The 12,286-nt window shown below is 40.0% G+C and carries 12 protein-coding genes and 2 tRNA genes; 12 read left to right on the top strand and 2 right to left on the bottom strand.

Annotated elements, in window-relative coordinates; translation table 11 throughout:
- Positions 1–48 precede the first annotated feature (48 nt).
- The 9 genes from J2S17_RS24225 to J2S17_RS24185 all read left to right on the top strand — a co-directional run bounded on the left by J2S17_RS24225 (position 49) and on the right by J2S17_RS24185 (position 6,668).
- Complete coding sequence (locus J2S17_RS24225; RefSeq protein ID WP_307478759.1) at positions 49–309, top strand: hypothetical protein; 261 nt, start codon at positions 49–51, stop codon at positions 307–309.
- Between the two features lie 52 nt (positions 310–361).
- The gene (gene spoVT / locus J2S17_RS24220; protein ID WP_307478757.1) at positions 362–898 is read left to right on the top strand and encodes a stage V sporulation protein T; all 537 of its coding nucleotides are present in this window, start codon (positions 362–364) and stop codon (positions 896–898) included.
- 215 nt (positions 899–1,113) lie between these two features.
- The gene (locus J2S17_RS24215; RefSeq protein WP_307478754.1) at positions 1,114–2,715 is read left to right on the top strand and encodes a putative polysaccharide biosynthesis protein; all 1,602 of its coding nucleotides are present in this window, start codon (positions 1,114–1,116) and stop codon (positions 2,713–2,715) included.
- A 30-nt stretch (positions 2,716–2,745) separates the two neighbouring features.
- The gene (gene yabN, locus J2S17_RS24210; RefSeq protein WP_307478751.1) at positions 2,746–4,197 is read left to right on the top strand and encodes a bifunctional methyltransferase/pyrophosphohydrolase YabN; all 1,452 of its coding nucleotides are present in this window, start codon (positions 2,746–2,748) and stop codon (positions 4,195–4,197) included.
- A 33-nt stretch (positions 4,198–4,230) separates the two neighbouring features.
- Positions 4,231–4,494 carry an RNA-binding S4 domain-containing protein gene (locus J2S17_RS24205; protein WP_307478749.1) on the top strand — a complete coding sequence of 88 codons (264 nt, stop codon included), beginning with the start codon at positions 4,231–4,233 and terminating at the stop codon, positions 4,492–4,494.
- Between the two features lie 244 nt (positions 4,495–4,738).
- Positions 4,739–5,044 carry a sporulation protein YabP gene (gene yabP, locus J2S17_RS24200; RefSeq protein WP_307478747.1) on the top strand — a complete coding sequence of 102 codons (306 nt, stop codon included), beginning with the start codon at positions 4,739–4,741 and terminating at the stop codon, positions 5,042–5,044.
- Complete coding sequence (gene yabQ / locus J2S17_RS24195; RefSeq protein ID WP_307478745.1) at positions 5,041–5,670, top strand: spore cortex biosynthesis protein YabQ; 630 nt, start codon at positions 5,041–5,043, stop codon at positions 5,668–5,670. The genes yabP and yabQ overlap by 4 nt, the downstream gene beginning before the upstream one ends.
- A 19-nt stretch (positions 5,671–5,689) precedes the next feature.
- On the top strand, positions 5,690–6,118 hold the full coding sequence (locus J2S17_RS24190) for an FtsB family cell division protein (RefSeq protein WP_307478743.1): 429 nt from the start codon (positions 5,690–5,692) through the stop codon (positions 6,116–6,118).
- Between the two features lie 97 nt (positions 6,119–6,215).
- On the top strand, positions 6,216–6,668 hold the full coding sequence (locus tag J2S17_RS24185) for a S1 domain-containing RNA-binding protein (protein ID WP_307478740.1): 453 nt from the start codon (positions 6,216–6,218) through the stop codon (positions 6,666–6,668).
- Between the two features lie 226 nt (positions 6,669–6,894).
- Here J2S17_RS24185 and J2S17_RS24180 read toward each other — a convergent pair.
- Positions 6,895–6,966 (bottom strand) — tRNA-Glu (locus J2S17_RS24180).
- Positions 6,967–7,009: 43 nt separating this feature from the next.
- Positions 7,010–7,083 (bottom strand) — tRNA-Met (locus tag J2S17_RS24175).
- A gap of 548 nt (positions 7,084–7,631) precedes the next feature.
- Between J2S17_RS24175 and spoIIE the strand changes: the two genes are divergently transcribed.
- The 3 genes from spoIIE to prkT all read left to right on the top strand — a co-directional run bounded on the left by spoIIE (position 7,632) and on the right by prkT (position 12,061).
- Positions 7,632–10,103 (top strand): stage II sporulation protein E, encoded by a 2,472-nt coding sequence (gene spoIIE, locus J2S17_RS24170; RefSeq protein WP_307478737.1) that lies wholly within the window; start codon positions 7,632–7,634, stop codon positions 10,101–10,103.
- Between the two features lie 271 nt (positions 10,104–10,374).
- Positions 10,375–11,112, top strand: coding sequence for a VWA domain-containing protein (locus J2S17_RS24165; protein WP_307478734.1), 738 nt, complete (start codon positions 10,375–10,377; stop codon positions 11,110–11,112).
- A complete protein-coding gene (gene prkT / locus J2S17_RS24160) occupies positions 11,081–12,061 on the top strand; it encodes a serine/threonine protein kinase PrkT (RefSeq protein ID WP_307478731.1) in 981 nt (326 codons plus the stop codon). Before J2S17_RS24165 ends, prkT begins: the two co-directional genes overlap by 32 nt.
- Positions 12,062–12,286: the final 225 nt, after the last annotated feature.

The raw sequence follows: 12,286 nt of genomic DNA, 5'->3' as shown, positions 1-12,286 counted from the left end.
AACACACCTACAAGAAAAAAATATTTGGACATGCATATAACTTTCCATATGAAAGATACTAAGTTCAAACATGGCGATGCATTCATTATCTCCCAATTGAATCATGGCTGTAAGAAAAGTAAAGCGAATGAAGAAGAACACCGTTTAAAAGTATTTACTTTTGACATAGACGGATGTCAGCTTCCGAAGCTTAACCCAACATCAGAAAAGGGATTTCAGAAAATCACGACTACTAAAGCTATGCTTAGTATAGATGATGGGAGGATTTTTGAAACACATTGTCCTGTGTCTGAAGGGGTTAAGTATTGAGATGCTTCCGCTTTTCGTTAAAAATCATCAGATGAAAGTGAGGCAACGTTGAATGAAGGCAACAGGTATTGTTCGTCGTATTGATGATTTGGGTCGTGTAGTAATTCCTAAAGAGATTCGCAGAACCTTGCGGATACGCGAAGGAGACCCTTTGGAGATTTTTGTAGACCGTGATGGGGAAGTCATCTTAAAGAAATATTCGCCGATTAGCGAACTTAGTGACTTTGCTAAAGAGTATGCAGAAGCACTTTATGACAGCTTAGGTAATCCGGTCTTAATATGCGATAGAGATACATACATCGCAGTTGCAGGGGGATCCAAAAAGGACTACTTAAATAAGAGCGTCAGCGAACTCCTTGAAAAAACGATGGAAGATCGCAGCTCTGTTCTCATTACCCAATCAGGTGACATTTCAATTGTTGATGGCAACACAGAATCGGTATCATCCTATACAATCGCACCAATTGTAGCTAATGGAGATCCCATTGGAGCCGTCGTTATCATTGCAAAAGAAGATTCGATAGGTGAAGTGGAGCACAAGTCAGTTGAAACAGCAGCGAGCTTTTTAGCTAGACAAATGGAATCATAAATTTTAAAAGGGCAGCCTGTGCTGCCTTTTTTTGTGCGTTTTTATCCCATGGCTAGACTTTTGTCTATGCTCGACATGAAATGGCAAAGACATATATACTATATTACAGTCGAAAGAATAGAAGATCGAAGGCGGCTGCACTAGACTTGTAACCGCCGCATTACCTCCTTCTAACAAGGAATCGAACGGAAGCAGGTAGTTGGACAGGAAAGGAGATGGACGAACTGAAACCCGTTCATCAGTCTAATGGTTTCTTTAAAGGTACACTTATTTTAACGGCAGCAGCAATTATAATAAAGATTTTAAGTGCGACCTACCGCGTACCCTTTCAAAATATTGTTGGGGACGTTGGATTTTACATATATCAGCAAATCTACCCGTTTTATGGGATTGCATTAGTGTTAGCAACCTCTGGATTTCCTGTCGTCATATCAAAACTATATGCCGAGCAGGCAAGCGAGAAAGGCCGGAAACCTGCACAAAATTTATTTGTGATCTCTGCCATCGTCATATCGAGCATTGGATTCATGGGGTTTTCATTTCTTTATTGGGGGGCAGACTGGTTTGCAATAAGAATGGACGATCCTGAATTGGCAGGTCCGTTGCGGGTGGTTTCGTTTATCTTTCTGCTTCTACCTGTTATTTCTTTGTTGAGAGGCTATTTTCAGGGTGAGGAGAATATGGTTCCTACCGCGATTTCTCAAGTATCAGAACAATTCATAAGAGTGGCCATCATCCTTTTTACCGCGATTTTATTCACCAAGCAAGGGTATTCCCTCTATGAGGTTGGTGGCGGTGCGTTCTTTGGATCAATTGCAGGGGGACTAGCAGCTGTTATCATTTTACTTGTTTTTCTATATAAAGAGAAGAAAAGCCGTCCTTATATAGCCTGCGGAAGCTTGAGAATGAAAGGCAGCTGGCAGGTGGTAAAGTCGTTATTAATTCATAGCTTTGCCATTTGTGTCAGCAGCTTACTCCTTATTTTTATTCAGCTTGCAGATTCTCTTAATTTATATTCGCTGCTGGTTTCATCGGGTTTTGGTGAATTGGAGTCAAAGCAGATGAAGGGGGTTTATGACAGAGGCCAGCCCCTGATACAACTGGGACTAGTGGCAGCTACATCGATGGCCCTTTCCTTAGTACCTCTGATTACAAAGGAAAAGATGAAGAAGGATGAGGCATCATTATACGGCATGATAAACCTCGTATTGCGAATGGGTTTGGTCATTGGTGTGGCAGCCACCGCTGGCTTATGGTCCATTATCGAACCGACTAATATTATGCTTTTTGAAAACGCAAAGGGATCAGAGGTTTTAGCCATTCTGTCTTTCTTAATTTTATTCGGTTCCCTCATCATTACTGTGACAGCCATCCTTCAAGGCTTAGGGTATATATTATATCCAGCGTTTATCATATTGATTGGCTGTATTATGAAATATATATTAAATATCATCTATGTGCCAAAAGGAGATATTGCAGGTGCTGCAATTGCTTCATGTATTGCTCTATGCATCATCCTTATTTTATTATTAGCTAAGTTGAAGATTCATGTGAAGGCACCGCTTGTAAAAAAGAGATTTGTTTTTCTTATTGTCCTTGCTGCGGGATGCATGGTGTTATCGCTCTCCATTTATTTGCAGCTGACAAATGGTTTGTATTCAAACGGAGATATACGATTAGTTGCAAGTTTCCAAGCGCTTAGCGGGGCAGCAATTGGAGCGGTGGTCTATTTATATATTGTGTTAAAAGGAAAGGTTTTTACAGAAAAGGAGCTACTGATGCTCCCGTTTGGCAGCAAGCTAACGAAACTTTTATAAAACACTCAGTAAAAAGGAGAAGAAGACCGGATGAAGATAACGATTATTGGCCTTGGCGCAGGTGACTTAGATCAATTGCCTTTAGGTGTATATAAGATATTAAAATCGACGGAGCATTTATATTTGCGGACAAAAGAGCATCCCGTCATGCAGGAATTAGAAAAGGCAGGATTAGCTTATCAATCCTTTGATGACACTTATGAATCACATGACAGATTTGAGGACGTCTATGAAGAGATCTGCGAGACTCTCCTTCGTGAGGCGGAACAAAAGAAGATTGTCTATGCTGTACCTGGGCATCCGCTGGTGGCTGAGAAAACAGTGCAGCTTTTGTTAGAACGAGGAGCCAAGAATGGTGTGGAGGTCGAAATCAAAGGTGGACAAAGCTTCTTAGACGCTTTATTTCAAGCATTGAAGGTTGATCCAGTTGAAGGCTTTCAATTATTGGATGGTACGAGTTTGAGAAAAGATGAGATCATATTAAAACATCATATTGTTATTGGCCAAGTGTATGATCAGTTCGTTGCTTCTGAGGTGAAGCTATCTTTAATGGATAGGCTGCCATATGACTATAAAGTATTTATCGTTACGGCAGCTGGGAGTAAAGAGGAAGTAATAAAAGAGGTTCCTTTATTTGAACTTGACCATCATATGAGCTTAAATAATCTTACATCCGTTTATGTGCCGCCAGTAAATGACGATACAATCCTCTATAAACAATTTGAAAAGCTGAGAGAAATCATTGCTGTCCTTCGTGGTCCCAATGGCTGCCCTTGGGATCAAAAGCAAACACATTCTTCATTGAAGAAATATTTAATTGAAGAAGCTTATGAACTCATTGAAGCCATCGATGAAGATCATATTGACCATATGATAGAAGAATTGGGAGATGTCCTTTTACAAGTTATGCTCCATGCACAAATTGGTGAGGATGAAGGCTTCTTTTCAATAGAAGATATCATTCAAGGCTTATCAGAAAAGATGATTCGCCGCCACCCTCATGTGTTTAGCACGGCAAAAGTCAAAGATGTTGAGGATGTATTACAAAATTGGCAAAGTATCAAACAGGAGGAAAAAGGGGAGGAGAGAACTTCACTTCTTGATGGAATTCCGGCCTCTTATCCGCAATTGATGAGAGCTGAGACGCTGCAGAAAAAGGCAGCTAAAGTCGGGTTTGACTGGGAAGAAATCAATCCTATTTGGGATAAGGTACACGAGGAAATTAAAGAATTTCAAATTGAGGCCGAGAATAATAGTGAAGAGATGATTACCGAGTTTGGAGATATATTGTTTGCTTTTGTCAATATTGCTCGTTATTATCAAATCAATCCAGAAGAAGCTTTAAGCCGAACAAATAAGAAATTTTTAAACCGTTTCTCATATATAGAAGAAAAAGTGAATCAAAGTGGGAATGATTTCTCTGCTTTTACGCTTGAAGAACTTGACCTTTTTTGGAATGAAGCAAAGAAAAAAGGTTATTGATGAAGAAAATAGGGTAAAAGGAAGTGAATAAGTTTGAGATTAGATAAATTTTTAAAGGTATCAAGACTAATTAAAAGAAGAACGCTTGCTAAGGAAGTTTCAGACCAAGGCAGGATTTCTATTAATGGTATTCAGGCAAAGGCAAGTTCAACTGTAAAAGTCGGAGACGAATTATCAGTCCGGTTTGGACAAAAGCTTGTTACAGTGCAAATTAATAAACTCCAAGAGACAACTAAAAAAGATGAAGCAGCAGATATGTACACAATCGTAAAAGAAGAGAAACTTACTCAAGAGTAAAAATGACGTTTGACGTTTGCATCACACATATTCGTAAAAAGGTCGAACCCCTGTAATACATGACCGCTCCTGGGCAACTGCTTCGCTTGACTGATTGTGTAGCTGCGGCTCTTAGGACCTCAAGTTCTTAAGCTAGCGGGGTTGAACAATGGCTGCACTTTTCTATATACGCTTGTTCTATTTTGCTTTCACAGTTCATAGACATGTACAAAAGGATTGTACTATGGATTGTGAGGGATTAGAAATGAGCCAGTATTATGATAACAATTCGAAAGCTAGTGCAGGTTCACCGGACCATGATGTCATTATGCGTGGAAGACGATTGCTAGATATCACGGGAGTTAAGCAGGTTGAAAGCTTTGATAATGAGGAATTCTTGCTCGAAACAGTAATGGGTTTTCTGGCCATTAAAGGTCAGAATCTACAAATGAAAAACTTAGATGTTGATAAGGGGATCGTCTCCATTAAGGGGAAGGTGTTTGATCTGGTATATATGGATGACCAGCATGGGGAAAAAGCTAAAGGGTTCTTTAGCAAGTTATTCCGATGACGCTGACCACTCAATTTATGACTATGCTATCAATGATTAGCATGGGGGTCCTCTTTGGTGCCGGGCTAGATACGTATCAGCGTTTCTTAAAACGGCCGAAAAGAAAAGGATGGATTGTGTTTATCAATGATATCCTTTTCTGGCTTTTGCAAGGACTAGCTATCTTCTATGTCCTCTTTCTAGTGAATGAAGGGGAATTAAGGTTTTACATTTTCCTAGCCCTGCTCTGTGGGTTTGCCGCATATCAAAGTTTAATGAAGAATGTGTATGTCAGATTATTAGAGATGATCATTTCTTTGGTAATCTCTATTTATCGCTTTTTGTTGAAACTTGGTCACATACTTATCGTAGCACCACTACAAATGCTGTTCACGATGATCATTACCTTGCTGATAACGATTGGAAAGGGACTATTGGTTCTTTTGACATCCATATTAAAGCTTCTTCTACTCATAGTAAAGATTGTATTTCTTCCAGTTAAGTGGGTCGGACAGATACTTTGGAGACTATTGCCGAATCGTCTTAAAAAATCCGTCGAGAAGTTATATAATAAACTGGAAGGATATTTACAAACAATTAAAGAATATGTTAAAAAGCAGATAGCCAAATGGAAGAAAAAAGAGTAAGCGGGAGGAGGCGATTCAGGTGGGTGTCAACAGGAAGAAAAATATAGCTAAAATGGATACAAGCTATGTTAAACAGCGAGAAGCAGCAGAAATTAGCAAGAACCGGAAGAGAAAGCTTCTTTATAGGCGGCTAACAGCATTTTTATTCCTAGTTGTTGCTGTTTCGGTTTTAATGATTTCCACCCTTGTATCGCAATCATCTACTCTTGAAGCAAAAGGCGTTGAGAAAAAAAGGCTTGAGACAGAGTTGACCGAGCTTGAAAAAACGCAAAAAATACTTGATGAAGAAATTGTCAAATTAAATGACGATGAATATATTGCTAAGCTGGCGAGAAAGGATTATTACTTGTCAGAGAAGGGCGAAATCATATTTAAGATGCCTGAAAATGAGAAGGAAAAAAAGAAAAAGGATGAAGAGAAGCAAGAAAAGGAAAATACATCCGATTAGCCATGTGTTGACACTCTTTTTTATTATTCGGTATAATATGTAGTAAGTATGAAATTTTAAGTTTCACTTTATATCTTTAAGGAGGAAAAATCTTTTTATGTCAATCGAAGTAGGCAGCAAGTTACAAGGAAAGGTCACAGGAATTACAAATTTCGGAGCGTTTGTGGAGCTGCCGGAAGGGTCAACAGGTCTTGTGCATATTAGTGAAGTTGCAGACAATTATGTAAAGGATATTAATGACCATCTCAAAGTAGGCGATATGGTTGAGGTGAAAGTCATTAACGTCGAGAAAGATGGAAAGATCGGTTTATCCATTAAAAAGGCGATAGATCGACCAGCAAGACCAGAAAGACCTGAAAGACCTGAGAGAAGAGAGTCTAGAGGACCATCTCAACGTCCACGTCAAGGCAGACCAAACGATAATCGTCCTCCAAGAGAGAATTTCGAATCGAAAATGGCTCGTTTTTTAAAAGACAGTGAAGACCGTTTATCCTCTTTAAAACGCAATACTGAATCAAAACGTGGAGGCAGAGGAGCTAAACGAGGGTAACTTGCTGCTGAATTTCATATATAATAGCAGGGTTCATCGTTCGTGATTCCCTTTCGTAAAAAGCAATCCTTATTGGATTGCTTTTTTTGATGGATTAAGAAGAATTATAAACTTTCCTGACATTGTAGGAGGCAATCAAGATAATGAAGAAAGAAATGGAGCATATTCATGTTAAGGCATAAAAAAAGAGACATCGCGTTTAAACGCGATGCCTCTTTTTTATGAATGACCCGTACGGGATTCGAACCCGTGTTACCGCCGTGAAAGGGCGGTGTCTTAACCGCTTGACCAACGGGCCGTAGAAAATATGTTTTCGAAACAAGGCTTTTCACTATTTTTAATAGCGGCGGAGGGGATCGAACCCCCGACCTCACGGGTATGAACCGTACGCTCTAGCCAGCTGAGCTACACCGCCAAATTAAATAAGAAACTTAATCTTAGGCACATTTAATCAATGATTTGTCCCAAGACACAAGCTATATAATACAAAGATTTTTTATCTATGTCAATATCATTTGTAAGGCTTTTTTCTAAAAGATTATTGTTTTTTTATAGGCTTTGATAAGACAAACCATTGATAACAAAGTTGATTGGAGCGGAAGGTGCGAGCTTTACCGCCCTCCCCGCGGAAAGCGAGCACCTGGAGTGGAAATCAAGACTACCTGCGAAAAGCAACAAAGTATACGAAAACAGCTACTGTAAAAGAATCCTGTCGGAAGTTATCTATGCTTATTCGCCAATTTTTGGATGAAGCTAAAGCTTGCTATAAGTAGGTTTCCTTCGTTTCATAGAATAAAAATGTGCGAAAAAACTTTCACTTATTGGTTATTTTTGTATGCTAATTGATTATTGCGGAGAAAACAGTCGAACGAAAATTGAAAGCTTGTACATCATTTTGACAAAGTTTTAGGTTCTATCCTTTTATAATAATGTGCAACGATAAAAAAATGGGGAGTGTAAAACATGGAGAAGCTAGAGAGAACTATGACAGAGCCAATTGGTGGAGTAAATCTAAATAAGCCCAAGATGGAATTAGGAAAAGTTTTCGGCAATATCCAAACAGGGCTTGAAACTTTTTTTCTTAAAAAGGGTTATGTCTTTTTGATTATTGGATTTTTACTGGGTAGAGCGCTGATCCTTGCACAGCTGACCCCGTTCACTCTTCCGTTTTTCGCGGCTGTTTATTTAATTAGAAAAGATAAAGCCCCTCTTGCATTGATTGGACTAGTTGGTGGTGCTGCGACCCTATCCTTCACTCATGCGATTACGACTTTCGCCATTTCATTTTTATTTCTTTTCGCTTTCCGAGTATCGAAAAAATGGTTGCAAAATGAAGTGAAGGCATTGCCCTTTTTCGTATTTGCTACTTTGTTATCGGGCACCCTGTTAAAAACTCTGATTTTAAAGGGGAATGTTTCATTATATGAATTAATGATGGCTGGTGTGGAAGCAAGTTTAGGTTTTATATTATGTCTGATCTTTTTGCAAAGCTTGCCGTTGCTGTCACTAAATAGCCGAAGACAGTCCTTAAAAACAGAGGAAATTGTTTGTTTAATCATTATGCTTGCATCTGTTATGACAGGTACGATCGGCTGGTCTATTTATGATTTATCCATCGAGCATATTATGTCTCGATATTTAGTGTTAATCTTTGCATTTGTTGCTGGAGCAACTGTCGGTTCAACGGTTGGTGTCGTAACAGGCTTAATATTCAGCCTTGCTAATATTTCAAGCCTTTATCATATGAGTCTACTGGCGTTTTCCGGCTTGTTGGGCGGTCTATTAAAAGAAGGAAGAAAAGTAGGCGTAGCCTTAGGTCTTTTAATAGCCACCTTGCTAATGGGCATGTACGGTGATGGGGGAGCCAATCTAATCAAAACATTATATGAAACTGGGGCAGCTATTTTTCTATTCTTGCTTACACCCCAAGGTTTAACAGTAAAGTTATCTAAGCATATTCCAGGTACACCTGAATATGCAGCAGAGCAACAGCAGTATATGAGGAAAATGAGAGATGTCACTGCTCAGAGGGTCTCACAATTTTCAAATGTATTCCAGGCACTTTCAAAAAGCTTCTCATCTAATAATGAACCTTCTGAATGGGAGGAGGATACGGATCGAGAACTCGATTATTTTTTAAGCAATGTGACAGAGAAGACCTGTCAGACATGCTTTAAGAAGGATCACTGCTGGTCAAGGAACTTTAATACAACCTATGACTATATGAAAGAAATTATGAATGATTTGGATCAAAATGAAGGTGCTGTTTCTCCTAGGTTGGAGAGAGAGTGGGAAAAGCATTGTACGCGGTCGAAAAAAACAACTGAAGTTATCCAACAGGAATTAACCTTTTTTAAAGCGAATCAAAGATTGAAAAAGCAAGTGCAGGAAAGCAGAAAGCTTGTTGCCGATCAACTGTTGGGTGTATCGGCTGTAATGGGGAATTTTGCAAAAGAGATTCAAAGAGAGAGGGAGAACCACCATAAACAAGAAGAGCTTATTTTACAGGCGATGCAGGAATTTGGCGTGCAAATAGAACAGGTGGAGATTTACAGCCTAGAGCAAGGGAATGTCGATATTGAAATGACTATTCCATATTGCAATGGCCATGGGGAATGCGAGAAACTGATCGCCCCGATGCTGTCAGATATATTGGGTGAGACGATTCTCGTTAATTCTGAAGAATGCGCTGCATTTGCGAGCGATTTCTGTCATGTTTCTTTCGGTTCAGCCAAAGCATTTGTTGTTGAAACAGGCGTTGCACATGCAGCAAAGGATGGTGGACTTGTATCAGGTGACAGTTATTCAATGATTGAACTGGGAAGCGGAAAATATGCGATTGCCATAAGTGATGGAATGGGCAATGGAGAGAGAGCGCATAGTGAAAGTCAAGAAACCCTCCAGTTATTACAAAAAATATTGCAGTCAGGGATTGAAGAGCAAGTGGCGATCAAATCGGTCAATTCTGTTCTTTCCTTGCGAACAACAGATGAAATTTTCTCCACTTTAGACTTAGCAATGATTGATTTGCAGAACGCTGATGCGAAGTTTTTGAAAATCGGTTCCACACCAAGCTTTGTTAAGCGTGGCACACAGGTCATGAAGATCCAGGCAAGTAATCTGCCAATTGGAATCATAGAGGATTTCGATGTAGATGTCGTAAGCAAGCAACTGAAGGCAGAGGATTTATTAGTCATGATGAGCGATGGCATTTTCGAGGGGCCGAAGCATGTGGAAAATTTCGATTTATGGATGAAGCGTAAAATTACTGAATTAAAAACGGATGATCCGCAGGAAGTGGCTGATCTAATCATGGAAGAGGTAATCCGATCAAGGTCAGGCAATATTGAAGATGATATGACAGTCGTTGTTTCAAAAATCAAACATAATATCCCTAAATGGTCTAGTATTTCGACACAAAAGAAAGCCAATTAAATAGGTTAAACCGCTTAATTCCTAAGTGAACTGTTTTTAGGTGGAGTATCGAATGGATTATCTTCTCCTTATATCCGCAGTTTTATGTATATTTCCTTCAATTTCCGTTGAAAATGGTAATAATTCATAATGTCTAGCCACGGTGGCTAGGGGCTCGAGGTCATAGACTAGCAACCTATAAAGGTGAAAATCGACCTTTATGGGCTACTCGCCTTATGCTTGTCGCCCCTGAACAAGCCACCTCTGCATTTCAGATTTGGAGGGAAAAAGGATGAGAACTGGAACTTTGAAGCAAATTTTGCTTATTACTGATGGATGCTCTAACCAAGGAGAAGACCCGATTGCAATGGCTGCGCTGGCCAAAGAGCAGGGAATTACGGTGAATGTTATAGGGGTAATGGAAAATGATGTAATTGATGACCAAGGAATGCAGGAAATTGAAGGAATGGCAATGTCAGGTGGTGGTGTCAGCCAAGTAGTATATGCGAAGCAGCTTTCACAAACGGTACAAATGGTAACAAGAAAAGCGATGACCCAAACATTACAAGGCGTCGTAAATCGAGAGTTATCGCAAATTTTAGGAAATAGGCAAACCGTAGAGGATCTTCCTCCTGATAAAAGGGGCGAAGTCATGGAGGTTGTTGATGAGCTGGGAGAGACGGTTGAGCTTGAGGTCTTAATTCTTGTCGACACAAGCGCGAGTATGAAGCAAAAGCTTCCAACGGTGAAGGAAGCGCTGTTTGATCTATCTTTAAGCCTTAATGCTCGTTCGGGTCAAAACAGATTCTCATTATTCGTATTTCCCGGGAAAAAGAATGATGTCGAAAAAATGCTGGATTGGACACCTAAACTTGAATCACTCACTAGTATTTTTTCAAAATTGACAACTGGAGGTACTACTCCAACTGGACCTGCCATTCGTGAAGCCTTAACTTATTTCAAAAAGAAAAAATCTTTAAGAAGCCTGCTTTCCCGTGATGATGATGAATTCTATGAAGAGTCAATTTAATGTTAATCGGGGAACGGTCATAGATGGAAAATGGCATCAAAATCGCTATTTAATTGAAAAGGAATTAGGCTACGGTGCAAACGGAGTTGTCTATTTAGCAAAGTTCAGAAATCAGCATGTAGCATTAAAAATGAGTGATAACGGCATTTCGGTTACATCTGAAGTCAATGTGCTAAAATCCTTTTCAAAGGTCCAAGGGTCACCCCTGGGACCTTCTTTGCTTGATGTCGATGATTGGAAAACACAAGGGAAAGTAATCTCTTTTTATGTAATGGAATATATACAAGGGCCAGACTTACTTAGCTTTATTAAACAAAAAGGAGACTCATGGACGGCAGTACTCATTTTGCAGTTATTAAGTGATCTGGATAAGCTGCACAAAGCTGGCTGGGTATTTGGAGATCTCAAACCGGAGAATTTAATTGTTACAGGCCCACCACCTAAAATAAGATGTATAGATGTAGGCGGAACGACCATTCAAGGAAGGGCAATTAAGGAATTTACAGAATTCTATGATCGGGGTTACTGGGGACTCGGCTCTCGTAAAGCAGACCCCACGTACGATTTATTCGCCGTAGCGATGATCCTGATTAACTGTGCCTATCCTAGCCGGTTTAATAAAGATGCAGGAGGTTTGGAACAGCTTAAAGAAAGGGTAAAGCAGAGTAAACAATTACAGCCGTATGAATCAGTCATCCTACATGCGCTACAAGGAAAATATCACTCAGCGCTTGAAATGAGACAATCACTAATAGAGAACATGCAAGGTTCAACTGGTCAGCAGCAAACAAGAATGCAGAAACACACCAAGCCCGCCCAACAAGCTCATGCAACTGCCCCTCTAAAGCAGCAGAAAAAGAAGAAAAAGGGAGGGGTAGCCGAAACCCTCATGCTCATCCTCCTCATCTCCTGCCTATACTTTTTCTATATATATGGGCAGGTAATCTGAAAAGCGCAGGCGGCTCGCCCAGGGGCGACAAGCTTAAGGCACATTGGGAATGAAGGCGGTCTTTCCTTCAATTCCAATGTGCCTTAAGACCTCGAGCCCCTAGCCGCCGGAGCTGGACAAAGAAAAGCGCAGGCGGCTCGCCCAGGGGCGACAAGCAGTTGGTCAAGAGTTCCAGCCTAACAGAAGAAGCATACAGGCCCTTATCTTTTTGAAAAGTTCAATACA

The sequence above is a fragment of the Cytobacillus purgationiresistens genome (assembly GCF_030813235.1).
In the GTDB taxonomy this organism is placed as follows: domain Bacteria; phylum Bacillota; class Bacilli; order Bacillales; family Cytobacillaceae; genus Cytobacillus; species Cytobacillus purgationiresistens.
The sequence above is the reverse complement of the archived record's forward strand: the minus strand, read 5'-3'. Positions and strand labels throughout refer to the sequence as shown.